This window comes from Streptomyces sp. NPDC044061 (assembly GCF_056434305.1).
Window position 1 is genome coordinate 286,700 of sequence record NZ_JBWKFL010000011.1, and the last position, 21,262, is coordinate 307,961.

General features: G+C 72.8%; 25 protein-coding genes and 1 riboswitch. Of the genes, 8 read left to right on the top strand and 17 right to left on the bottom strand.

Annotation, left to right across the window (positions count from 1 at the left end; translation table 11 throughout):
• Positions 1–11: 11 nt before the first annotated feature.
• The gene (locus tag AC07CM_RS20170; RefSeq protein ID WP_478877760.1) at positions 12–398 is read right to left on the bottom strand and encodes a PPOX class F420-dependent oxidoreductase; all 387 of its coding nucleotides are present in this window, start codon (positions 396–398) and stop codon (positions 12–14) included.
• A 59-nt stretch (positions 399–457) separates the two neighbouring features.
• Positions 458–1,636: a MalY/PatB family protein gene (locus AC07CM_RS20175; RefSeq protein ID WP_478877761.1), complete on the bottom strand. Its 1,179-nt coding sequence runs from the start codon at positions 1,634–1,636 to the stop codon at positions 458–460.
• A 194-nt stretch (positions 1,637–1,830) separates the two neighbouring features.
• On the opposite strand from AC07CM_RS20175, the gene AC07CM_RS20180 reads away from it, so the two are divergent.
• Both AC07CM_RS20180 and AC07CM_RS20185 read left to right on the top strand, forming a co-directional pair.
• Positions 1,831–2,661 (top strand): SAM-dependent methyltransferase, encoded by an 831-nt coding sequence (locus AC07CM_RS20180; RefSeq protein WP_478877762.1) that lies wholly within the window; start codon positions 1,831–1,833, stop codon positions 2,659–2,661.
• A 139-nt stretch (positions 2,662–2,800) separates the two neighbouring features.
• Positions 2,801–4,186 (top strand): S1 family peptidase, encoded by a 1,386-nt coding sequence (locus tag AC07CM_RS20185; protein WP_478877763.1) that lies wholly within the window; start codon positions 2,801–2,803, stop codon positions 4,184–4,186.
• Positions 4,187–4,299: 113 nt separating this feature from the next.
• Here the strand turns inward: AC07CM_RS20185 and AC07CM_RS20190 are convergent, their stop codons facing one another.
• Positions 4,300–4,485: a hypothetical protein gene (locus AC07CM_RS20190; RefSeq protein ID WP_478877764.1), complete on the bottom strand. Its 186-nt coding sequence runs from the start codon at positions 4,483–4,485 to the stop codon at positions 4,300–4,302.
• Between the two features lie 99 nt (positions 4,486–4,584).
• Positions 4,585–5,733: an ROK family protein gene (locus AC07CM_RS20195; protein ID WP_478877765.1), complete on the bottom strand. Its 1,149-nt coding sequence runs from the start codon at positions 5,731–5,733 to the stop codon at positions 4,585–4,587.
• 128 nt (positions 5,734–5,861) lie between these two features.
• Here AC07CM_RS20195 and AC07CM_RS20200 point away from each other — a divergent pair, with 128 nt between their 5' ends.
• Positions 5,862–7,064 (top strand): Gfo/Idh/MocA family protein, encoded by a 1,203-nt coding sequence (locus AC07CM_RS20200; RefSeq protein ID WP_478877766.1) that lies wholly within the window; start codon positions 5,862–5,864, stop codon positions 7,062–7,064.
• Between the two features lie 37 nt (positions 7,065–7,101).
• On the opposite strand, the gene AC07CM_RS20205 is transcribed toward AC07CM_RS20200, so the two are convergent.
• The 4 genes from AC07CM_RS20205 to AC07CM_RS20220 all read right to left on the bottom strand — a co-directional run bounded on the left by AC07CM_RS20205 (position 7,102) and on the right by AC07CM_RS20220 (position 10,036).
• Positions 7,102–7,797 carry a L,D-transpeptidase gene (locus tag AC07CM_RS20205; RefSeq protein WP_478877767.1) on the bottom strand — a complete coding sequence of 232 codons (696 nt, stop codon included), beginning with the start codon at positions 7,795–7,797 and terminating at the stop codon, positions 7,102–7,104.
• A 180-nt stretch (positions 7,798–7,977) separates the two neighbouring features.
• Positions 7,978–8,631 carry a maleylpyruvate isomerase N-terminal domain-containing protein gene (locus AC07CM_RS20210; protein ID WP_478877768.1) on the bottom strand — a complete coding sequence of 218 codons (654 nt, stop codon included), beginning with the start codon at positions 8,629–8,631 and terminating at the stop codon, positions 7,978–7,980.
• A gap of 14 nt (positions 8,632–8,645) precedes the next feature.
• Positions 8,646–9,416, bottom strand: a complete 771-nt coding sequence (locus AC07CM_RS20215) for an aminotransferase class I/II-fold pyridoxal phosphate-dependent enzyme (RefSeq protein WP_478877799.1) — start codon at positions 9,414–9,416, stop codon at positions 8,646–8,648.
• Positions 9,302–10,036: a GntR family transcriptional regulator gene (locus tag AC07CM_RS20220; protein WP_478877769.1), complete on the bottom strand. Its 735-nt coding sequence runs from the start codon at positions 10,034–10,036 to the stop codon at positions 9,302–9,304. Before AC07CM_RS20220 ends, AC07CM_RS20215 begins: the two co-directional genes overlap by 115 nt.
• 62 nt (positions 10,037–10,098) lie before the next feature.
• Here AC07CM_RS20220 and AC07CM_RS20225 point away from each other — a divergent pair, with 62 nt between their 5' ends.
• Positions 10,099–11,490 (top strand): pyridoxal phosphate-dependent decarboxylase family protein, encoded by a 1,392-nt coding sequence (locus AC07CM_RS20225; RefSeq protein WP_478877770.1) that lies wholly within the window; start codon positions 10,099–10,101, stop codon positions 11,488–11,490.
• Positions 11,491–11,494: 4 nt separating this feature from the next.
• Here the strand turns inward: AC07CM_RS20225 and AC07CM_RS20230 are convergent, their stop codons facing one another.
• From AC07CM_RS20230 to AC07CM_RS20255, 6 genes are all read right to left on the bottom strand, one after another.
• Complete coding sequence (locus AC07CM_RS20230) at positions 11,495–12,283, bottom strand: SDR family NAD(P)-dependent oxidoreductase (RefSeq protein ID WP_478877771.1); 789 nt, start codon at positions 12,281–12,283, stop codon at positions 11,495–11,497.
• A 31-nt stretch (positions 12,284–12,314) separates the two neighbouring features.
• Positions 12,315–13,229 (bottom strand): SDR family oxidoreductase, encoded by a 915-nt coding sequence (locus AC07CM_RS20235; protein WP_478877772.1) that lies wholly within the window; start codon positions 13,227–13,229, stop codon positions 12,315–12,317.
• Positions 13,230–13,306: 77 nt separating this feature from the next.
• On the bottom strand, positions 13,307–13,675 hold the full coding sequence (locus AC07CM_RS20240; RefSeq protein WP_478877773.1) for a DUF4180 domain-containing protein: 369 nt from the start codon (positions 13,673–13,675) through the stop codon (positions 13,307–13,309).
• Between the two features lie 28 nt (positions 13,676–13,703).
• Positions 13,704–14,333 carry an MBL fold metallo-hydrolase gene (locus AC07CM_RS20245; RefSeq protein WP_478877774.1) on the bottom strand — a complete coding sequence of 210 codons (630 nt, stop codon included), beginning with the start codon at positions 14,331–14,333 and terminating at the stop codon, positions 13,704–13,706.
• Positions 14,333–15,421 (bottom strand): S-(hydroxymethyl)mycothiol dehydrogenase, encoded by a 1,089-nt coding sequence (locus AC07CM_RS20250; protein ID WP_478877775.1) that lies wholly within the window; start codon positions 15,419–15,421, stop codon positions 14,333–14,335. The genes AC07CM_RS20245 and AC07CM_RS20250 overlap by 1 nt, the downstream gene beginning before the upstream one ends.
• A 284-nt stretch (positions 15,422–15,705) precedes the next feature.
• Complete coding sequence (locus AC07CM_RS20255; RefSeq protein ID WP_478877776.1) at positions 15,706–16,011, bottom strand: hypothetical protein; 306 nt, start codon at positions 16,009–16,011, stop codon at positions 15,706–15,708.
• A gap of 172 nt (positions 16,012–16,183) precedes the next feature.
• On the opposite strand from AC07CM_RS20255, the gene AC07CM_RS20260 reads away from it, so the two are divergent.
• Positions 16,184–16,549, top strand: a complete 366-nt coding sequence (locus AC07CM_RS20260; RefSeq protein WP_478877777.1) for a nuclear transport factor 2 family protein — start codon at positions 16,184–16,186, stop codon at positions 16,547–16,549.
• Between the two features lie 24 nt (positions 16,550–16,573).
• Here the strand turns inward: AC07CM_RS20260 and AC07CM_RS20265 are convergent, their stop codons facing one another.
• A complete protein-coding gene (locus AC07CM_RS20265) occupies positions 16,574–17,122 on the bottom strand; it encodes a MarR family winged helix-turn-helix transcriptional regulator (RefSeq protein ID WP_478877778.1) in 549 nt (182 codons plus the stop codon).
• A gap of 60 nt (positions 17,123–17,182) precedes the next feature.
• On the opposite strand from AC07CM_RS20265, the gene AC07CM_RS20270 reads away from it, so the two are divergent.
• Together AC07CM_RS20270 and AC07CM_RS20275 are read left to right on the top strand one after the other, a co-directional pair.
• Positions 17,183–18,082 (top strand): hypothetical protein, encoded by a 900-nt coding sequence (locus AC07CM_RS20270; RefSeq protein ID WP_478877779.1) that lies wholly within the window; start codon positions 17,183–17,185, stop codon positions 18,080–18,082.
• Between the two features lie 217 nt (positions 18,083–18,299).
• Positions 18,300–18,380, top strand: a riboswitch (ZMP/ZTP riboswitch).
• Positions 18,381–18,402: 22 nt separating this feature from the next.
• Complete coding sequence (locus AC07CM_RS20275; protein ID WP_478877780.1) at positions 18,403–19,251, top strand: bifunctional 5,10-methylenetetrahydrofolate dehydrogenase/5,10-methenyltetrahydrofolate cyclohydrolase; 849 nt, start codon at positions 18,403–18,405, stop codon at positions 19,249–19,251.
• Here the strand turns inward: AC07CM_RS20275 and AC07CM_RS20280 are convergent, their stop codons facing one another.
• Positions 19,252–20,274, bottom strand: coding sequence for a CU044_5270 family protein (locus AC07CM_RS20280; RefSeq protein ID WP_478877781.1), 1,023 nt, complete (start codon positions 20,272–20,274; stop codon positions 19,252–19,254).
• A complete protein-coding gene (locus tag AC07CM_RS20285) occupies positions 20,267–20,830 on the bottom strand; it encodes an RNA polymerase sigma factor (protein ID WP_478877782.1) in 564 nt (187 codons plus the stop codon). Before AC07CM_RS20285 ends, AC07CM_RS20280 begins: the two co-directional genes overlap by 8 nt.
• Positions 20,831–20,936: 106 nt before the next feature.
• Here AC07CM_RS20285 and AC07CM_RS20290 point away from each other — a divergent pair.
• The coding region (locus tag AC07CM_RS20290) for a cbb3-type cytochrome c oxidase subunit I (protein WP_478877783.1) at positions 20,937–21,262 on the top strand (326 nt) is incomplete at its 3' end.

Genomic DNA, 21,262 nt, shown 5'->3' on the forward strand with positions numbered 1-21,262 from the left:
GACCGTCCGGATCACGGCTCCAGGGTCACCCGGATCCCGACCGTGCCGTCCAGGCCGCGCCGCAGCCGGCTGCCCAGCAGCGTGAGCCGGCCGAGGACGCCGTACTTGCGGGCGATGAGGGTGCGGTAGCGGGCGGTGGTGGCCGCGTCGGCGATCTCGGCGGTGGCCGGGTGCTGGTCCCCGGTGGGACGGCCGCGCACGTCGCAGGGGCCGACGAGGACGTCCGCGCGCCGGCGGATCCGCTTGACCTTCCAGCTGTCGGCGGCCGTCCACACCCCGAGGGCGTCGCCGTCCGGGACCACCCACACCGGGGTGGCGACGGAGCTGCCGTCCTTGCGGTAGCTGGTGACCAGCAGGTACTTGCCGGAGCCGAGCGGGTCCCGCCGTGTGTCGTCCATGTCCGGCAGTCTAGGAGGCCGCGTTCCCTCGCGGGACACCCCTGCCGTGCGGCCACCGCTCAGGCGAGCGCCGCCGCCATGCGCCGTACCGCCTCCGTCAGGATCTCCGGGGAGGTCGCCAGGTTCAGGCGTGCGTGCCCGGCACCGCCGCTGCCGAAGGGGAGGCCCGAGCTGAGAGCTATCCGGCCGCGCTCCAGGAACACCTCGGCGGGGTCGTCGCCGAGGCCGAGGGCACGGCAGTCGAGCCAGGCCAGGAAGGTGGCCTCGGCGGGACAGGGGCGGATCGCGGGCAGGTGCTCGGCGAGCAGGGCGGTGAGCAGGCGCCGGTTGGTGTCGAGACCGGCCAGCAGGGCGTCCAGCCAACCGATGCCGTCATTCAGGGCGGCCGTGTGGGCGATGACGCCGATGTGGCTGGGGCCGTGGCCCACCTCCTCGGGCAGCCGGGCGAGGTCGGCGGCCGCTCCCGGTCCGGCCAGGGCGAGCGCGGCCTTGAGTCCGGCCAGGTTCCAGCCCTTGGACGCGGACATCAGCGACAGGCCGCGTCCGGCCCCGGGCACGCTCAGGTACGGCGCGAAGGTGACGCCGGGGGCGACCAGCGGGGCGTGGATCTCGTCCGCGACGACCCGGACGCCGTGGTGTTCGGCCAGGTCCGCGACGGCGGCCAGTTCGGCGGCGGTGTGCACGGTGCCGGTGGGGTTGTGCGGGCTGCACAGCAGGAAGGCGGCGCGGCCGCCGCCGGCGGTCGCGCGCCGGAACGTGTCCGCCAGCAGATCGAGGTCGATGCGCAGGCCGGCGCCGAGCGGGGCCTCCACCACGCGGCGGTCCATGTGGGTGACGAACTGGTAGAACGGCGGGTACACCGGAGAGTTCACGATCACCGGATCGCCGGGCCCGGTGACCAGCTTGAGCATTTCGACCACGCCGAGCATCACGTCCGGGACGATCGCGGTGCGCTCCACGGCGAGTCCGTGCCAATTCCAGCGCTTGGCGGCGAAGCCGGCCAGTGCTTCGGCGTAGGCGGTGCCCGCCGGGTAGCCGGTGTCCCCGAGGGCGAGGGCGTCGGTGACGGCGCGGACGACCACCTCGGCGAGGGGGACGTCCATCTCGGCCACCCACAGCGGCAGCACGTCCTCGGGGTAGGTGCGCCACTTCATGCTCGTGCGACGTCGCAGCCGGTCCAGGGAGAGGGCGCGCAGCGGGTCGGGTTCGCCGGGTGTGTCGTGCGGGATGCCGCTCATGGGGCTCACGATAGGGGGCTGTGGCGCGTGCGGAAGCGGGGCGAGCCGGGCAGGTGGGCCCGGGTGGCGGCACAGCCGGTCGCGGCCCGGCCCGGCCGCGGAAAAGCCCGGACCTGCGGCACAGATCAACTCGGGCGTCTAGATTGCGTCTTGAACCGGCGCACCTCTCATCAGTCATCCAGGAGCTGACCCACGTGACCGACAACCCGGCAGCCACGAACGACGTGGCCGTGTCGCTGCGCGCCCGCATCAACACCAGCCAGCCGCACACGGCCCGGATATGGAACTACTGGCTCGGCGGCAAGGACAACTACGAGGTCGACCGCGCGGCCGGCGACCAGATCCGCCACTTGCACCCGGGCATCGGGGAGTACGCGCGGGCCGACCGGCTGTTCCTGGGCCGGGCCGTGCGTCACCTGGTCGGCGATCTCGGCATCCGGCAGTTCCTCGACATCGGCACGGGGCTGCCCACAGCCGACAACACGCACGAGGTCGCGCAGCGCATCGCGCCGGAGACACGGATCGTGTACGTCGACAACGACCCGCTCGTCCTCGCGCACGCCCGTGCCCTGCTCACCAGCACGCCCGAGGGCCGTACCGACTATCTGGACGAGGATCTGCGCAACGTCGACGCGATCCTCGAACACGCGGCGAAGACGATCGACTTCAGTCAGCCGGTCGCGCTGATGCTGCTCGGCGTGGTCATCTTCATCGGTGACGACGAAGACCCCTACGGACTGGTACGGCAGTTGACGGACCGGCTGCCGTCCGGCAGTCATCTGGTGCTGTCGCACACGATCACCAGTCCGTCGATGCCGGACGTGGACGAGGCGGTCAAGTTCTGGAACGAGCACGGCACTCCGAAGCTGACCCAGCGGACCCCGCAGGACGTCACGCGGTTCTTCGACGGCCTGGAGCTGCTGGAGCCGGGCGTGGTGTCCTGCTCGCGCTGGCGGCCGGACAACGGCCACGGGGCCGAGCCCGAGGAGGTCGCCATGTTCGGCGGGGTGGCCCGCAAGAACTGACCCCGCGCCCGGGCCGAGAGGATCACCGCCGTCGTGAACGCCACCGGGCCGGGGCACGTACTCACGGTCGGGCGCTCGACGACCGGAGGGCCCCGCGGTGCCGGCCGGGCATCGCGCGTTCGGGGTTCGGGAGCCATGCATGAGGCACGCACGACGACGGGTCGTCCGGCGAGTGACACGGCTGGCGGCGGTCGGCGGACTCCTCCTGGGAGGCGGGATGGTCGCTCAGGCGGCCATGGCGAGCGAGACTCCCCCGGCGTCCGCCAGAGCGTTGCGTGCGGCCGGGACGACCGGTGACACCGGAGCCGCGCTGGTGGCGCGGCTCGGCTCGGCGCGGACGGCGGGCAACTGGATCGGCGGCGACGGGCGTCCGGTCGTTGCGGTGACCGACTCCGAGACGGCACGGACCGTGCGGCGGGCGGGGGCCGAGGCGAAGCTCGTGTCGCACAGCATGAACGAGCTGAAGTCGGCCACCGCCACGCTGCGTTCGGCGCCCCGGGTGGCGGGCACCGCGTGGTCGGTGGACTACCGGACCAACCGGGTCGTGGTACAGGCGGACCGCACGGTGTCGGCGTCCGACTGGTCCCGGATGACCCAAGTCGCCTCCGGCATCGGCAGCTTCGTGCACATGGAGCGCACGCAGGGCACCTTCACGACGCGGCTGAACGGGGCGCAGCCGATCCTGTCCACGGGCGGCCGCTGCTCGGCGGGGTTCAACGTCACCAACGGGCAGACCGACTTCATTCTCACCGCCGGCCACTGCGGGCCGTCCGGATCGACCTGGTTCGCCGACAACCAGGGAAACCAGCAGCTGGGCAGGACGGTCAGCAGCACCTTCCCAGGCAACGACTTCTCGCTCGTCCAGTACAACTCCGGCAAGGCCGGTGACGGCGCCGACGTGGTCGCGATCGGCGGCGGCAAGGGTGTGCGGATCACCGGGGTGGCCGATCCGGCGGTGGGGCAGCGGGTGTTCCGCAGCGGCAGCACCAGCGGTCTGCACGACGGCCAGGTGAGCGCGCTGAACGCGACCGTGAACTATCCCGAGGGCACCGTCACCGGACTGATCGAGACCAACGTGTGCGCCGAACCCGGCGACAGCGGCGGCCCGCTGTTCTCCGAGGGCGTGGCGCTGGGCGTCACCTCGGGCGGCAGCGGCGACTGCACCACGGGCGGTACGACGTTCTTCCAGCCGGTGACGAAGGCGATGGCGGCGCTGAACGTCCGGCTGATCGTGTCGGCGCAGAACGCCGGCGGTGCGCAGAACGCCCCGTCCTCCCCCGCACCGTCCGCACCGGCCGGGCAGGGTTCGGTGGCGCCGAGCGCGGCCTCCCCGGGCTCCTCGGCACCGGTCACGGGCGCCGCCGAGGGGCAGACGCTGCTGGCACGGCTGACGGACACCCGGAACGTCGGTCCCGGGCTGCTGGTGATCGCGGGCAGTCTGATCGCGCTCGTCGCCACCCGCTACTTCCGCGCCGAGCAGGACCGCAAGGCGTACCAGCGGTACTACTCGGCCACGTGGGGCTGACGAGAGCTGACGAGAAAGGCCGGCAGCCGTTCGGCTGCTGGGAGGTCCTATGAGAAGGGCACCCGTGGGCTCACGGGTGCCCGGACGCTTCGGCGGTGGTCCGCCGGCCGGTTTCAGGCCGCCCGGTGCGGCTGCGGGGCCGCTGCGGCCCACTCCAGCACGAGGCGCTGGTACTCCGCGCGCTGCTCGCTGGTCAGTGTCCCGCCCGACCGGCGCCACAGGGCCCTGATCTCCTCGTTGACCTCCGCGGCCGATCGCTCGGAGGCGGCTTCAACAGTGGTGGACATGCTGTGAAGCATATGCCGCTGGACGTGAAGGCGTTGTGAGTAAGTACCCCCGATATGGACATATCGGACCGTGTTACTCATCACGTCAATGAGCCGAGCGGGGGCGGAAGTTCAGTCCCGCGCCGCTCCGAGTACGAGCACCTGGATGGCCAGTACCGCCGCACCGCGCGCCCAGTCGTGGAAGTCGGAGACCTTGGTCTCCAGGTCGACCGGCGCGGCCGACGGATGCCGGTGGCCGCGGAGGGTCGCCCGCACCGTGTCCCCCGCCACATCCATGAGGCCGACGCCCTCGCCGGCGAGCAGGATCTTCTGCGGCATCACGAAGTTGGCGATCTGCGCGACCAGTGTGCCCAGGGCCCGGGCGGCCTCGTCGATCACCCGGGAGGCCATCGGCTCGCGCGCGGCGGCGCCGGCGAGGATCTCCTCGTAGCCGGCGTCGCGGCCGGTGGCCGCCTGGATCTGGTAGCGGATGCTCGGGATGGTGAGCAGGGACACGGCGCTGCCGCGTTCGCCGCTCGGTGTGAGCGGGCCGTGCGGGTCGATGATCCAGTGCCGGCCGAAGCCGCGGCCGTCCTCGGGACAGGGCACCCGCTTCCCGCCCAGCACCAGCCCGTAGCCGATGCCGGCGCCGATGGTCAGGACCACGAAGCGGTCGAGTCCCCGGCCCGCCCCGAACCAGGTCTCGGCCTCGACCAGGGCGGCCAGGTCGTTCTCCACGACCACCGGCAGCCCGGTGCGCTCCCGGACCAGCTCGGCGAGCGGAACGTCCCGCCAGTGCAGGAAGGGCGACTCGCCCACCACCGCGCGTCCGCGCACGAGGCCGCCTACTCCGATGCCGATGCCGGCGAGCGCCGGATGGCGGGCGGCCAGTTCGGCGGTCATCTCCGCGAGCAGGTCGGCGACGCCCGCGGGGTCGCGGCCGGGGAGCGGCCGGTCGAGGCGGGTGACGACGTCGCTGCGCAGGGTGGTGACGACGCCGTAGACCATGTCCTCGGCGATCTTGAAGCCGAGAAAGGAACGGGACTCGGCGACGATGTCGAGCGGCTGCGACGGCCGGCCCTGGCGGACCTCCGCCGAGGCACCCGCCTCGGCCACCTCGACCAGGAGGCCGGACTCGATGAGCGGTTTGGTCAGCCGGGTCAGGCTGCCCTGCGAGAGGTCCAGGCGGCGGGCCAGCTCGGTGCGCGACAGCGGCCCGTGCACGAGGACCTCGATCGCGACGGAGCGCTCACCCGGGCTCAGCGGCAGCCAACTGGTCATGAGGTCCGACCTCTGCGTTTCTTTTGAGTCGAAAGTAACATGCACACTCTACTGGGACACGGTCGCGCCAAGCGCAACGGTGACCACCCTCTTGACGGACTGATTCTTCCGACGTGAAAGTAACGCGCATGACCTTCTCCCTCGGTATCGTCGGCGCCGGCCAGTTCTCCGGCCAGTTCGCGACGCTGTTCCAGGCCCACCCGGGCGTGGGCGACGTCTACGTCACCGACCTGCTGCCCGAGCGGGCCGAGCGGCTCGCGGCCGCGCAGCGGCTCACGGGCACCTTCCCGTCCTACGAGGCCATGCTGGAGTCGCCGGCCGTGGACGCGGTCGCGATCTTCACGCAGCGCTGGACCCACGGCCCGCTGGTCCTGGCGGGCCTGGGCGCGGGCAAGCACGTGTACTCGGCGGTGCCGATGGCGATCACCGTCGAGGAGACGGCCGCGATCATCGACGCGGTCCGGGCGACCGGGCTGACGTACATGATGGGCGAGACCAGTCAGTACAACCCGGCCACAGTCCACGCCCGCAACCAGATCGCCGAGGGCGCCTTCGGCCGGCTGTTCTACGCCGAGGGCGACTACGTCCACGACATGGACCTCGGCTTCTACGACGCCTACCGCTACAGCGGCGGCGAGAACTGGAAGGCGACCGCCAGCTATCCGCCGCTGCTGTACCCGACGCACTCGGTGGGCGGGGTGCTCGGGGCCTGGCGGACGCACGCGGTGAGCGTGTCGGCGATCGGCGTGCGCGACGACCGCGACGACGGCGTCTTCGACCGTTCGGTCAGTCAGTTCGGCAACGACATGTCCAACGCGACCGCGCTGTTCGAGGTGGCGGGCGGCGGCTCGTTCCGCACGAACGAGTTCCGGCGGGTCGGCTATCCCTCGCACATACGCGAGTCCCGCTTCCGGTTCTTCGGCACGGAGGCCAGCATGGAGCAGCTGGCGACGGTGGCGCTGTGGCAGGACAAGAACGGCGTGAAGGACATCAGCGAGCTGCTGGAGCCCAAGCCGACCCTGGCGCCCGACGATCCGTCGCTGCGGCACATCGCGCCGGAGCTGCGGGCCGCCTTCACCTCGGGTTCGGCGCCGGTGCACGACCGGGCGCGGCTGCCGCGGGAGTTCGACCACCTCCACAACGGACACGAGGGCAGCCACCACTTCCTGGTGGACGACTTCGTGACCGCCGTCAACTCGCGCGCACTGCCGTCGGTGAACGCGTGGGTGGCAGCCCGCTACACCCTGCCGGGCATCGTCGCGCACGACTCCGCGCGGCAGGGCGGGGTCCGGCTGGAGATCCCGGACTTCGGGGACGCGCCCGGGAGCTGAGCCCCCGGGCGCTCGGGGGCCGGGTGCCCGTGGCGGCTCAGGTGCCCGGCTTGCGGCCGTACACGAAGACGTCGTCACCCGTCTTCAGCAGCGACCAGTACTTCTTTGCCGTGGTGGTGGTCATGTTGACGCAGCCGTGCGAACCCGGCGGGTTCCACATGCTGAGGTTCACCGAGTGGAAGGCCTGGCCGCCGTCGAAGAACTGGCTGTAGGGCATCGGCACGTTGTAGATGTTCGAGACGTGGTCGATGTCCCGCCAGTAGATCTTTTTCAGACCGGTGCGGGTCTCGTAGCCGTCACGGCCGGTGCGCACCGGCACGGGCCCGTAGACGAGCCTGCTGCCGTCCTGGATCCAGCTCAGCTGGAGCGTGAGGTTCACGCAGGCGATCCGGCCCTTGTTCACCGGGCACTTGCCGTCCTTGTTGGGATTGCTCCCCACGGCCTTCTGCTTGTTCATCAGGTCCATCACGCCCCAGGTGACGGGACCCGCGTAACCCACGGCGGGCGTGATGCCGTGCTTGTTCTGGAAGGCCTGGATGGCCTTGCAGTCGGTGGCGGACTGCTTGCCGTCGACCGGGCGGCCGAGGAACTTCTCCACCTGCTTCTGATACGGCCCCGCCTGCGTGGTGCAGCTCGCGGCCTGGGCCGGTGCCGCGGTGAAGGCGAGCGTGAGCGGCGCCACCAGCCCGGTGACACCGAGCGCGACGGCACCTCGTCTGCGTATGTCCCCCATGTCGGCTTCTTCCCCTTCTCCCCTTTTTCCCCAGGGCCTCCCCCGGGTGGTTCTCTTCGCGATTCCCGCGACTTCGGCCTACTAGACCTGCGCGGGTGCCCGACGGTTGTGGTTCCGGCCAGGCTGTGACGAAACGGTGAACTTCGTCGCCGCGCGGCCGGCCGGCGGGGTACGGGCCGCTCAGCCGAGGATGAGGGGGAGCCTGTCGGCGGCGTCGCCCAGGGCGGCCTGCTGCGGGTCGGTCGGTGTGCGGCGGCCGGTGCCGATCAGCAGCACGTCCCGGTCGGGGAACGAGGCGGGGAACGGGGTCCCGGCGATCTTCTCCAGCGACGCGCGTGCCGCCGCGAGGGTCTCGGCGGGCGGCTCCGCGGCCGACGGCAGATGCGCGATCAGGTCGAGGTGGTGCAGGGTCCATTCGAGCACGTACGCCGACAGGTAGTCGGCGGCGGTCAGCACCTCGTCACGGGTGGCGACCCGGGCGGCGGGATCGGCGAGCGCGGCGGCGCGGCCAGCGGCGGAACCGACGTCGTCCAGGTGGAACTTGAGCAGCCGGGGCTCGCCGTACGCGGCGGCCAGCCGGGGAATCAGCGCGTCGAGGGGGTCCTCGCCGGTGGGTGGTTCGACGAGCTGCCAGTAGGTGACCGCGTCCACGGTCGGTTCGGTCTCGGCGGGCGTGACCAGGGTGATGAGGACGTCCTGGGCGTCGATGACCAGATGGCAGACCAGGTCCCGCACGAGCCAGCCGGTGCATCCCGACGGCCGGTCGAAGTCCTCGTCCGCGAGTTCGGCGACCGCCGAGCGCAACGCCGTCCACGAGCGTGAGAAGAGGTCCACCGCGGCACGGTACGTCAGCGCGCCGCTCGCGCGCACTCCGTCAGCACGTCCACCGCCCGTGTCAGCGTCTCCTCGGTCGCCGTGAACGGCAGGCGCAGGTACCGGGTGAGGGTGGCGCGGTCGGCGGCGAAGTGCGGTCCGGGGGTCACCGCGAGTCCGCGTGCGGCGGCCCGGGCCGCGAGGTCGGTGGCGCTCGCGCCGTCCCCGAGGCGCAGCCACAGGGTCAGGCCGCCGTCGGGGACGGTGTACGTCCATCCGGTCGCGGCGAGCAGCGTCGCGAGGTGGTCGCGCTGGGCGCGCAGCCGGTCCCTGCGGTCTGCGAGCAGGTCCGGGAGCGGTGCGCCGAGGAGTTCGGCGGCGATGAGCTGTTCCAGCGGGGGCGGGGACAGCTGCGCCTGGAGCGGGCCGCGCCGCAACTGTCGTACGAGGTCGGCGTCCGCCCTGATCCAGCCGATCCGCAGGCCGCTCCACAGGACCTTGCTCGCCGAGCCGATCTGGACCACCCGGGCCCCGGCGAGGTGGGGTTCGGTGCCGGGCGGGATTCTCAGGTCCAGGTCGCGCATCGTCTCGTCGGCGAGGACGGTCAGGCCGTACCGGTCGGCGAGGGAGGCGATCGTGCGGCGGGTCGGCGGGTCCATGTGGGCGCCGGTCGGGTTGTGGAAGTCGGGCATCAGATAGGCGAGTCGGGGCCGGTCGTGGCGTACCGCGTCGGTGAGGCGGGCGGTGTCCCAGCCGCCGAGTGCCGTGACGGGGACGGGCAGCAGGCGGGTGCGGCGCGCGCGCAGGACGGCGAGGGCGCCGGGGTAGGTGGGGTTCTCCACGACGACGGGGGACCGGCGGTCGGTGTGCAGGTGGTCCAGAGCAGGCTGAGGGCCGCCTGGGCGCCCGCGGTGACGAGGATCTGCTCGGGGCGGGTGGCGAGGCCGCCGCGGGTGTAGCGGTCGGCGAGCAGTTCGCGCAGGCGGGGCAGGCCCGCACCCGTGACACCGGAGTCGACGAGCAGGGCCGCGCTGCGCCCGGCGGCGCGGGCGAGCGCGGCCAGGTAGGCCTCGTGGGGTGCGGCGGTGACCGCGAGGGTGAGGTCGAGGTCGGCGTCGGGGGCGCCGCCCCGGTCCTGGGACCAGGGGGTGGTGCGCTCGGTGAGCCGGGCGGGCAGGCGGACGACGCTGCCGCTGCCGTGCCGGGTGGCGAGCCAGCCGTCGTCGCGCAGCAGGGTCAGCGCGGTGACGACCGTGCCGCGGCTGAGGCGCAGGGTGCGGGCGAGTTCCCGTTCCGAGGGCAGGCGGGCGCCGGCCGGGAGCCGGCCGTCGACGACGGCCTCGCGCACCGCCGTCGCGAGGGAGCGGGCGAGGGGGCCCGAGCGGGCGCGCCAGTCGCCGAGCGCGGCGACGAAACCTGTCTCCACCGGTCCAGTTTCCCCCAAGTGGACCAGGCGTACGACTCCCCCGTGGCCCTACGCTGCGGCTCATGCACCGCACACTCGCCGAGGATCTCTCCCGGCTTCCCGAACTCCTGCAGTCCACCCGCGACTTCGCCGCGCGCGAGGTCGCCGGCCTGGCCGAGCGGCCGGTCGCAGCAGCCGGGCGGGCGCCCAGGCGCGCGCCCCTGCCCGACGAGGGAGTGGGCGGCGCGGGCGCCCTCGCGCGGTTCGCCGAGCGGTGGTCGCCGGGCTTCTCCGGCTCGGCCGGGCCCCGGTATCTGGGCTTCGTCACCGGCGGCGCCACGCCCGCGTCGGTGGCCGGGGACTGGCTGACGTCCGCGTTCGACCAGAACGTCGCCGGGGCGGGCGGCTCGTGGGCCGCGGAGCTGGAGCGGGAGACCGTGGCTTGGCTGCGGGAGCTGTTCGGGCTGGGCGAGGCGCACAGCGGGGCGTTCGTGACCGGGGCTACCGCGTCCAACACGGTCGGTCTTGCGATCGCCCGCGAGTGGCTCGGCGAACGGCTCGGAGTGGACGTCTCCCGCGCGGGCGCGGCCGCGCTCGGCCCGGTGGACGTGCTCTCCGGCAGCCCGCACTCCAGTGTCGCCAAGGCCCTGTCGGTGCTGGGCGTGGGCCGGGACCGGCTGCGGCGGGTGCCGCTGCTGCCGGGCAACCGGGAGGCCGTGGACGTGGCCGCGCTGGACACGGCGCTCGCGGAGCTGGGTGGGCGGCCGGCGGTCGTCGTCGCGAACGCCGGCACGGTGAACACCGTCGACTTCGACGATCTGCGGGCGATCGCCGCCCTGAAGGAGCGCCACGACTTCTGGCTGCACGTGGACGCCGCGTTCGGCGGCTTCGCCGCCCTCTCCCCCGCGTACGCCGCCCTGCTCGACGGACTCGACGCGGCCGACTCGGTCTGTGTGGACCTGCACAAGTGGCTCAACGTGCCCTATGACGCGGCCGTCCAGTTCACCAGGCGCCGCGACCTGCAGGTGGCGGTGTTCCACAACGCCTCGCCGTACCTGGGCCCGCCCACCGGCGAGCCCGACTTCCTGCACCTCACCCCGGAGAACTCCCGGCGGCTGCGGGCCCTGCCGGCCTGGTTCTCCCTGGTGGCCTACGGGCGGTCCGGGCACCGCGAGATCGTCGAGCGGAACGTGGCCCTCGCCCGACTGCTGGGCGAGGGGGTCGACGCCCTGCCGGGCCTGCGCCTGCTGGCCCCGGTGCGGCTCAACGTCGTGTGCTTCACGCTCGCCGCCGACCGGCCCGGGCAGGAGCGGGTGGACGCGCTGGCCCGGGCGGTCGCCGAGTCCGGGGAGGCGTATCTGACGCCGACGGTGTATGCCGGGGTGCCCGCGCTGCGGGCCGCGTTCAGCAACTGGCGCACCACCGAGGCCGACACGCGCCGGGTCCTGGACGTGCTCGCCGCAACCGCCCCCTGATGGCTCACCGTTGCCGCAGTGCGGCCCTGAACCCGGTGTGCACGGCGGTGAGTCCGCCGTCGACCACGAGGGTGGTGCCGGTGATCCAGGCGGCGTCGCGCGAGGCGAGGAAGGCCACCGCGGCGGCGATGTCCCCGGGTTCGCCGACCCGGCCGAGCGGGTAGAGGGCACGGACGGCGGCGAGTTCGTCGTCGCGCCCGTCCCAGGCCGAGGTACGGACCGTGCCCGGTGCCACGAGGTTCACCCGGACCCCGCGGACGGCGGCGTGCCCGGCCAGGGTCCGGGTCAGGGAGGCGAGGCCGGCCTTGGCCGCGCTGTAGGCGTGGTTGCCGAAGTCCTGCAGGCCGTTGACGGATCCGACGCCGACGACGGCGCCGCGTCCGGAGGCCGCGAGATGGGGCAGCGCGGCCCGGCAGCAGCGGTAGGCGCCGGTGAGGGTGATGTCGAGGTCGCGGGCCCAGGTCTCGTCCGGGTCGTCCTCGAAGAGCGGCACGTCGGGGCTGCAGCTGGCCGCGCAGTTGACCAGCACGTCGAGCGAGCCGAAGGCGTCTACGGCGCGGGCCACCGCCGCCTCGACGGAGTCCCGGTCGGCGACGTCGCAGGCGAACGCCTCGGCGGTCAGGCCGAGCCGGCGCAGTCCGGCCGCGGTCCACTCCGCCTCGGCCGCGTCCCGGTCGGTCACGAGCACCTGCCCGCCCTCCTCGGCGAGCCGCCGTGCGGTGGCGGCGCCGATGCCGCGGGCCGCGCCCGTGACGAGAACTCCGTGTCCTGCGAAGCGCTTGAGATCGGTCATGGGGTGACCGTAGGGCCGCGCGGTCCCGGTTTCACCGGTATCCGGTCACGTCCGCCGGCTTCCCCGCGTCCTGCACCTCGACGAGGTACCGCCAGGCGTCGGGCCGGCTGCCGTCGAGGTCGGTGAAGCCGTACACCCGGGCGAGGCCCCCGCTGGAGAGGGACTGCCCGTTGAAGCGGGACACGTCGGGGTCGCCGGCGAGCGCGGCGACGGCGCGGCCGACGTAGCGCGGGGTCTCGGAGATGGCGAAGTGCGGTTCGCGGTCGAGGGCGTCGCGCCAGTTGTCCTCGCGTACGCCGAAGGCGTCGAGCATGATCTCCGAGCGCAGCCAGCCGGGGGTCAGGGCGAGCGCGGTGGCGCCGCGCGGGCCGAGTTCGTGACCGAGCGCGAAGGCCATGCGCAGCACGGAGGTCTTGGCGAGGTCGTAGAAGAGGTTCACGCGGTAGGTGTCGCGGTTGTAGGCGGCGGTGCCGTCGGTGACCTCCACGACCAGGCCGCCGGGCCGGCGCAGCAGCAGCGGCAGCGCGAAGTGGCTGGTGACGGCGTGCGTTTCGACGGCGAGCCGGAGGAGCCTGAGCCCGTTGTCGAGGTCGTGCTCCCACACCGGCGCGTCCCACTCGAAGAGTTTCTCGCCGCCCCAGATGTCGTTGACGAGGACGTCCAGGCGGCCCTGCTCGTCCGCGATGCGCTCCACCAGGGCCCGCACCGCGGACTTCTCCAGGTGGTCGACGCGGACGGCGATGCCTTGTCCGCCGGCCGCCGAGACGAGGTCGGCGGTGTCCTCGATGGTCTCGGGGCGGTCGTACTCGGAGCGGTGGGCGCGGGTGCTGCGTCCGGTGACGTACACGGTGGCGCCGGCCGCGCCGAGTTCCACGGCGATGCCCCGCCCGGCGCCCCGGGTCGCCCCTGCGACCAGCGCCACCCTGCCCTGCAACGGACCCGACATGTCCGACCTCCCGTGCGGTACGACTCTCATCGTCGTCCACTCTCACGGGAAAGCCGGACATCCACTGTCGCCTTTTCTCAGCGGCGCAGCCGGCCGTCCAGGTCCTGGTGGTCGGTGACGAACCAGAGCTGGCGGCCCTGGTTCGACTCGTACACGAAGTCCCGCAGTGCGTCGCTCGCGTCGACGTGCCGGGAGATGTCGCCGACGACGGCGAGCCGCAGCCGGTAGGTCACGAACTTCTGCACGACCGCGCCGGCGACGCCCGACCGCAGCCGGAAGAACTCGTCCGCGACCCGCTGCACGGGCACCACGACCAGTTCCGCACCCTGCCCCAGCGCGTCACCGATCAGATCGAGGGCCGCGCCCTCGCTGTCGAGGACGGGGCCTTCGGGGGCGCAGCGCAGAACGGGCACGTCGTGGAGTGTTTCGAGCGTGTTGGTGGTCATGGCCGTGATCGTACGGCCGGGACCCGGATCAGTGCCCGCGTTCGATCCACTCCTCCAGGTGCGGTGCCTCGGCCCCGATGGTCGTGGAGTCGCCGTGTCCGGTGAGCACCTTGGTCTCCGGCGGGAGGGTGAGCAGCCGGTCGCGGATGGAGTCGATGATCGTCGGGAAGTGGGAGTACGACCGTCCGGTGGCGCCCGGGCCGCCCTGGAAGAGGGTGTCGCCGGTGAAGACGGTCCCGAGCCCGGGGTCGTACAGGCAGACGGCGCCGGGCGCGTGACCGGGCGTGTGCAGGACGGTCAGGTCGGCGCCGGCGGCCTCGATGACCTGGCCGTCCTGGAGGTGCCGGTCGGGGTCGCGGTCGGGGTGGGTGAGCTTCCACAGCGGCAGGTCGTCGGGGTGGAGCCAGATGGTGGCGCCGGTGAGGTCGGCGAGGGCGGGGGCCGCGTCGATGTGGTCGTTGTGGGCGTGGGTGCACACGATCGCGATCAGCCGCCGGTCGTCCACGGCGCGGGCGATCGCCTCGGCGTCGTGCGCGGCGTCGATGACGATCACCTCCCGCTCGTCGCCGACGATCCACACGTTGTTCTCGACGTCCCAGGTGCCGCCGTCGAGGGTGAACCGCCCTGAGGTGACGAGACGTTCGATGCGTACGGTCATCAGAGCTCCACCACCGAGCGCAGCACGTCGCCCTGGTGCATCCGCTCGAACGCCTGCTCCACCTCGTCCAGTCGGATGGTCTCGGTGACGAACGCGTCGAGCGGCAGCCTGCCCTGCAGGTGGAGGTCGATGAGCATCGGGAAGTCCCGGGAGGGCAGGCAGTCGCCGTACCAGCTGGACTTGAGCGCGCCGCCGCGCCCGAAGACGTCCAGCAGGGGCAGTTCGAGCTTCATCTCGGGGGTGGGCACGCCGACCAGGACGACGGTGCCGGCGAGGTCGCGGGCGTAGAAGGCCTGCTTGTAGGTCTCGGGGCGGCCGACCGCCTCGATGACGACGTCGGCGCCGAAGCCGCCGGTCAGCTCGCGGACGGCCTCGACCGGGTCGGTCTCCTTGGAGTTGACGGTGTGCGTGGCGCCCAGGGCGCGGGCCTTGTCCAGCTTGCGCTCGTCGATGTCCACGGCGATGATCCGCCCCGCGCCGGCGAGGTTCGATCCGGCGATGGCCGCGTCACCGACGCCGCCGCAGCCGATCACGGCCACGGAGTCGCCGCGGCCGACGTTCCCGGTGTTGAGGGCGGCGCCGATGCCGGCCATCACACCGCAGCCGAGCAGCCCGGCCACGGCCGGGGAGACGGCCGGGTCGACCTTGGTGCACTGTCCGGCCGCGACGAGCGTCTTCTCGGCGAAGGCGCCGATGCCGAGCGCCGGGGAGAGCTCCTGCCCGGTGGCGGCGAGGGTCATCTTCTGCGTGGCGTTGTGGGTGTTGAAGCAGTACCAGGGCCGGCCGCGCAGGCAGGCACGGCACTGGCCGCAGACGGCACGCCAGTTGAGGACGACGAAGTCACCGGGGGCGACGTCGGTGACGCCCTCGCCGACCGACTCCACGACACCGGCGGCCTCGTGGCCGAGCAGGAAGGGGAAGTCGTCCGAGATACCGCCCTGTTTGTAGTGCAGGTCGGTGTGACAGACGCCGCAGGCCTGGACGCGTACGACGGCTTCGCCGGGTCCCGGGTCGGGGACCACGATCGTCTCGACCCGTACGGGCTCGTCCTTCCCCGGTGCGATCACGCCGCGTACTTCCTGCGCCATGGCCTGGCCCTTTCCTCGATGTGTCTGCCGAACCGACCCTACGCGCGATCGGCGCTCGGCTCGTCCGTCCGCTCCTCCATCATGTCGAGGAAGTGGTTGTCGTGCCGGACGGCCGCGTCGATCAATGCGCGGGCCAACTACCCGCCGGGCGGGGCACGCCGACGGGCCGCGCCGTTCGCGGGCGTGGTCTGCGGATCCCGCTGATCGCGCCTGGTCGCCGAGGTGGCACGGACGCGTAGGTGAGGGCCGCCCCGGCCGGGCGGCCCCTCGGATCCGCGGGCGGGTCAGGCGTGGACGGCCGGCAGCAGGCCGGTGGCGGGGGCGGCGAGGTCGGTGACCTGGTGCAGTTCGTTCAGCCGGTTCAGTTCGCCGACCCGGTTCATCGGGCGCAGCTGGTCCGAGACCCGCGGCATCCGGGCCTGGTACTGCTCCGGGATGTCGCTGACGGCGAGCGAGTCCAGCGTGGTCATCGGGTTGATCCGCCCGGTGTGCGGTGCGCTCGCGCCGGCCGCGTTGGCCAGCGGTGCGGCGAGACCCGTGACCCCGACGGCCAGACCGACGGCGGCGACGATGCGTCGTGTTGAGATCATGCCCTCAGCAACGGCGGTTCCCCCCGGTCGGACACGGCCGCCGGGCGGCGCTCACTCGTCAGGCGGAGCACGGCCCCTGCGCTTGCCGAGGCCGCCGGGGCGGAGGAGTCTCGAATGTGGGGTCCGGGCGGCCCGCTCCCCGCCGGGCCGCGGGCGCCTGAAGGAGGTCACCATGGGCACCGCGACAGGCTCCACCTTCGACACCGAGACGCTGCGCCGGGCGATAGAGGGGAACACGGGGAACACCCTGCTGTCCCTCTACGCGGACGACGCGGAGATCCGCATCATCGACCGCAACACCCAGCCGAGCCACCCCAAGGTCCTGCACGGCCGGGGACAGATAGCCGAGCTGCTGGACGACGTCTACAAGCGCGACATGACGCACAAGCTGGACCAGTGCGTCGTGCAGGGCGACCACGCCGCGTTCACCGAGTCCTGCGAGTACGGCGACGGCACCCGCGTCCTCGCCGAGTCGATGATCACGCTGCGTGACGGGAAGATCGCCGAACAGATCCTGATCCAGGCATGGGACGAGTAGGGAGGAAGGTCGCGAGGGTCCAGGTCACCTCCCGGTTGACCTGGACCTTCTCGGCTCGGGCGGGGCTGGGGCGGGCGCGTCCGCCACGCCCTCGGCGGCCAGGACCAGTTTCCGCAGCAGGTCTGCGAGTGTCCGCCGTTCTTCTTCGCTCAGTGCTGAGAGCAGCGCGCCCTCACCCGCGTCCTCAGCTGCCGCGTGCGTCTCGAACGCGGCGTGCCCGGCCCCGGTGAGCCGTACTCGCACGCGCCGGCGATCGCCGGTCTCGTGGGTACGGGTGATGAGCCCGGCCTCCTCGATGGGCCCCAACCGCGCCGACAGCGCGCCCCGGGTCAGCCCGAGCCGGTCGGCGAGCCGCGAGGGGCTGGACTCGTAGGGCGGCCCGGACCTGCGCAGCATCAACAGCACCTTGTACTGCCAGTACTTCAGGCCGTCGGTGTCCAGCACGTCCCGGCGGGCCTGGGCGGTGTGCCGGGCGAGGATCGCCAGCCGGGCGACGATCGCCTCCCTGACCGGGTCCAGCCAGTCCAGTTCGCGCGCCCAGACGGCCACGTGCCGGTCCACCGAGTCCTGCACTGTCTGCCTCCCGCAGTGGTTTTCTTGTGGATCGTTTTTCGCATAACTACCTTGCCCGCCATGACCCTTGCCGCGCACCTCTTCATAGATGTCGATGAACTCCTCGCCGCTGTACGAGAACTGAGCGTCGCGGGCCGCTGGGAGCGGGCCGCGGGGCTGCTGGCCTCGGCCACCGCCCAGGAGCCCGCCGACCGCGCCCGGATCGCCCGGACCGCGGCCGAAGTCGCGCTGGACCGCGACTGGTTCGCCGGGACGGACACCGCGGCCGAGTGGATCGAGGCGGCCGGGAAGGAGTTCCCGGACGGTGACTGGGACACGGACTTCCTCGGTCTCAGGCACACCTACGGCCGGCTGCTCCTCGTCCATGGCAGCCTGCGGATCGGCCCCTTCGGCAAGGACCCCGAAGCGCTCGCCGCCCTCCGCGACCGGGCTCGGGACCTGCACGACCGGGCCCCGGACGAGGTGCGCCGGGGCTGGGCGGCGATGTACCGCGGGCTGATCGCGGACAACCACTTCGCCGACCGGCCGGCCGCCGCCACGCACTACGCGGCCGCGCTGCGGGCCGCGGAGGACGGCGCGGACGACCTGCTGGCCCGTGAGGCCCTGCGGCACCTCGGCGACCACGACCACGACGCCGGCGACCACGAGCGGGCCGGCGAGCGCTGGCGCCGGGCCACCGCGCTGGGCGCCGGGGCCGGCACGGTGCCCGGCACCCTCTCCCAGCAGCTGCTGCTGGCGGTGCTGGCACGCGACGCGGGCGACGAGGCGGGGGCCCGCGCCATCACGACGGAGATCGCCCGCTGGGCCAACGCCATCGGCGCCGCCCGCCTGGAGGCCACGGCCACCGCCTTCCTCGCCGGTGAGGACCCCACGGCGCCACCTGCCGAGGCTCCGGCCCCGAGCACCAGCCACGCCCTCGACATAGACACCACGGCCCCCACCGCCCAGGGCACGACCTGAGCCATCGCCCGCGGCCCAGGCAGGGACCGGCACCCGCATCCCCGGTCCCGGCCTGCGCGCCGCCCGCGCCCTCCACTTGGCGGCAACGGCACCCACTCCACCGATTCGAGGCCCGAACCGCGCCCCACCACGGACTCCGCGGCACCGGCTCCCCTCAGCTCACATCAACTGTTCCCCGGACGCGGCCAGAGCCCCGCTCGAGGGCTCGGTTACGCTGTGGGCGGGTCGTGACTGGCGCTGAGGTGGAGTACCACCGGGGAGCGGTCCATGGTGGATGCCGCGCGCCTGGGCGATGAAGGCCAACCAGCCCAGGAGTGCAGATGACACAGGCCCGGCTCATGGACGGCACCGCTCCGGCCCGCCGCATCGTCGAGGAGACCGCGAAGAAGGCCGCCGACCTCACCGCGCGTACGGGCGGCGCGCCCTGTCTGGCCACGGTGCTGGTCGGTGCGGACCCGGCGTCCGTGACGTACGTCCGGATGAAGCAGAACCGGTGCCGGAAGGCCGGTGTCGAGTCCCGCCACGTGGCACTGCCCGCCACCACGACCACCGACGAACTCGTCGGAACCCTGCGGGAGTTGTCGGCCGATCCGGGCGTGCACGGCATCCTGCTGCAACACCCGGTGGGCGACCACGTCGACGAGCGGGCCGCGTTCGAGGCGATCGCGCCGGAGAAGGACGTCGACGGCGTCACCTTCGCCTCGTTCGCCACGATGAGCTTCGGGCTGCCGGGCTTCGTGTCGTGCACGCCCGGCGGCATCCTGCGGCTGCTCGACGAGTACGGCGTCGACCCGGCCGGGAAGCGCGCCGTGGTCGTGGGCCGCAGCGCCATCCTCGGCAAGCCGGTGGGCATGCTCCTGCTCGCCCGCGACGCGACCGTGACGTACTGCCACTCGCGCACCCGGGACCTGTCGGCGGCGGTCCGCGAGGCGGACATCGTCGTGGCCGCCGTCGGCCGGCCTCGCCTGATCCGGGGGCAGGACATCAAGCCGGGCGCGGTGGTGATCGACGCGGGCTACAACCCCGGCAACGTCGGTGACGTCGACTTCGACTCGGCCGTGGAGCGGGCCTCGCTGATCACGCCGGTGCCGGGCGGTGTCGGCCCGATGACGATCGCCACGCTGCTGGAGCAGACCGTGACCGCCGCCGCCCGGCAGCTCGGGGTGTGATCAGCGCATCCAGGCGCTGTAGCCCATGACGTCCCCGGCCCGCACGCCGTATTCCGGGTCGTCCTCGGTGAAGGTGTTCTCCATGCCTAGGACGGCACCGGTGCGCGGCTCCAGGATCAGCATGTGCCGGATGCCGCCGGTGTCGTACACGTAGGCCTGTCCGGGCCGGCCGAGGCGGTCGGTCAACTCGCCGGCCGGCCGCAGCCCCTCGGCCTGCGCGAACAGCCGGACGAGGGCCGCCGACTCACGGGCACCGGGGGTCCAGTGGTCGAGCAGTTCCGCGACGGCGTCGAGGAGTTCGGCGGTGCTCAGTGCAGCGGTGCCGCGGTCGACCTGGGGGCGCGCGACCTCGGTGAGGTAGGCCCGCAGCGCCGCCGCCGTGTGCGGCGGCGTTCCCTCGGGCGGGGCGTCGCTCCACATCGGCGGGTACGTGGTCCGGCTGATCACATGGCCGTCCGCCACCAGGTGAGGGGTGTCGCCCTCGTCGGTGAGGACCGGGCGGCCCGGCCTGCGCGGGTCGGTCGCCACGACCAGCTCGGTGTGGCTGTCGTCCGCCCGCCAGCGCACGACGCGTTCCTCGGGGAGGGTGACGGGCGGTTTGTCGTCGCTCATTCCCAAGCTCCACGACTGCACGTGTGTGCCCTTGCGCAGGGCCGGTGAGCCGCCCGCCGCCGACGCGTCGGCGAGGGCGACCATCTCCTTCAGGGGTACGGGCGTGGAGTGGACGTGGACGGTCAGCGGGCGCGGCGCGGCGACGGCCGGCGATGTGCTCGGACCGCCGAGCACCGCGTCGACGGCGATCGCCAGGACGACGGCGGTGGCGGCGAGGCCCCAGAGCAGCCGGGCGCGCGGGGTACGCCCGGGCAGCGGCGGGAGCGGCCGGAAACGGCGCCGAGGGCGGGCCTCGTGCAGCAGCCGTTCCAGCTGTCGCTCGGCACGGTGGTCCAGCGGCCCGTCGCCGAAGTGGGGTCCGCCGGCCGGCACGGGGTTGGCGCTGCGCAGGAGTTCGAGTTCGTCAGCCATGTCGGTGCTCCTCACGGACGGTCGCGTCGGTGGTGGGCGCGGGATGCGGGACCAGGGCACGCAGCCGGTCGATCTCGGCCCGCAGGCGACCCCGTGCCCGGTGCAGGCGCATGGCCGCCGCCCGCCTGCCGCAGCCCAGGGCCACCGCGATCTCGTCGGCGCCGAGTTCCTCCCAGGCGGCCAGGCGCAGCACCTCCCGGTCGGCCGGGGAGAGCCGGTCCAGCGCCTCGTGCACCCAGGCGCCGGGGGCCTCCGCGTCGGGGCTGTCCACGATGTGCCGGCCGTGCGCGGCCTCGTCGTTGCCGATGCGGTCCACCAGCCGGCGTCGGCGCCCGTAGCCGCGTACCGCGTTCGCCAGGCAGTTGCGTGCCACCCCGTACAGCCAGGGCAGCGGTGCCCCGGGCAGGTCGGCCCGGCGGCGCCAGGCGACCGTGAACACCTCCGCCACCACTTCCTCCACCTCGCCGGCCGGCCCCTGAAGTCGCCTGGCGACATAGCGGCTGACCGCCCAGTAGTGCTCGCGATAGGCAGCGGCGAAGATCTCGTCGTTGCTCATGTTCGGTTCGTGTCCGGCACCGGCCGGATCGTCACACCCTTCTTCCGTGACGCTCGTCGCGCCGTCCGAGTGTGACCGACGGGCGGGGCGCGGACACAGGCGGGGCGTGAAGAGGATCAGAGACATCAGGGCCGTACGGTGGCTGACGACCACCGACCACAAGACGATCGGCACGCTCTACTTGGTCACGGCGTTCGCGTTCTTCCTGATCGGTGGCGTCATGGCGCTGCTGATGCGCGCCGAGCTGGCCCGGCCGGGCCTGCAGATCATGTCGAACGAGCAGTTCAACCAGGCGTTCACGATGCACGGCACGATCATGCTGCTGATGTTCGCCACCCCGCTGTTCGCCGGTTTCACGAACTGGATCATGCCGCTGCAGATCGGCGCGCCCGACGTGGCGTTCCCGCGGCTGAACATGTTCGCCTACTGGCT

Coding starts and splice junctions, on each gene's coding strand:
- AC07CM_RS20250 (WP_478877775.1), bottom strand. CDS start 15,421: ATGGCGCAGGAAGTACGCGGCGTGATCGCACCGGGGAAGGACGAGCCC.
- AC07CM_RS20255 (WP_478877776.1), bottom strand. CDS start 16,011: ATGATCTCAACACGACGCATCGTCGCCGCCGTCGGTCTGGCCGTCGGG.
- AC07CM_RS20185 (WP_478877763.1), top strand. CDS start 2,801: ATGAGGCACGCACGACGACGGGTCGTCCGGCGAGTGACACGGCTGGCG.
- AC07CM_RS20225 (WP_478877770.1), top strand. CDS start 10,099: ATGCACCGCACACTCGCCGAGGATCTCTCCCGGCTTCCCGAACTCCTG.
- AC07CM_RS20270 (WP_478877779.1), top strand. CDS start 17,183: ATGACCCTTGCCGCGCACCTCTTCATAGATGTCGATGAACTCCTCGCC.
- AC07CM_RS20195 (WP_478877765.1), bottom strand. CDS start 5,733: ATGACCAGTTGGCTGCCGCTGAGCCCGGGTGAGCGCTCCGTCGCGATC.
- AC07CM_RS20205 (WP_478877767.1), bottom strand. CDS start 7,797: ATGGGGGACATACGCAGACGAGGTGCCGTCGCGCTCGGTGTCACCGGG.
- AC07CM_RS20260 (WP_478877777.1), top strand. CDS start 16,184: ATGGGCACCGCGACAGGCTCCACCTTCGACACCGAGACGCTGCGCCGG.
- AC07CM_RS20285 (WP_478877782.1), bottom strand. CDS start 20,830: ATGAGCAACGACGAGATCTTCGCCGCTGCCTATCGCGAGCACTACTGG.
- AC07CM_RS20275 (WP_478877780.1), top strand. CDS start 18,403: ATGACACAGGCCCGGCTCATGGACGGCACCGCTCCGGCCCGCCGCATC.
- AC07CM_RS20280 (WP_478877781.1), bottom strand. CDS start 20,274: ATGGCTGACGAACTCGAACTCCTGCGCAGCGCCAACCCCGTGCCGGCC.
- AC07CM_RS20230 (WP_478877771.1), bottom strand. CDS start 12,283: ATGACCGATCTCAAGCGCTTCGCAGGACACGGAGTTCTCGTCACGGGC.
- AC07CM_RS20240 (WP_478877773.1), bottom strand. CDS start 13,675: ATGACCACCAACACGCTCGAAACACTCCACGACGTGCCCGTTCTGCGC.
- AC07CM_RS20200 (WP_478877766.1), top strand. CDS start 5,862: ATGACCTTCTCCCTCGGTATCGTCGGCGCCGGCCAGTTCTCCGGCCAG.
- AC07CM_RS20235 (WP_478877772.1), bottom strand. CDS start 13,229: ATGTCGGGTCCGTTGCAGGGCAGGGTGGCGCTGGTCGCAGGGGCGACC.
- AC07CM_RS20170 (WP_478877760.1), bottom strand. CDS start 398: ATGGACGACACACGGCGGGACCCGCTCGGCTCCGGCAAGTACCTGCTG.
- AC07CM_RS20190 (WP_478877764.1), bottom strand. CDS start 4,485: ATGCTTCACAGCATGTCCACCACTGTTGAAGCCGCCTCCGAGCGATCG.
- AC07CM_RS20245 (WP_478877774.1), bottom strand. CDS start 14,333: ATGACCGTACGCATCGAACGTCTCGTCACCTCAGGGCGGTTCACCCTC.
- AC07CM_RS20175 (WP_478877761.1), bottom strand. CDS start 1,636: ATGAGCGGCATCCCGCACGACACACCCGGCGAACCCGACCCGCTGCGC.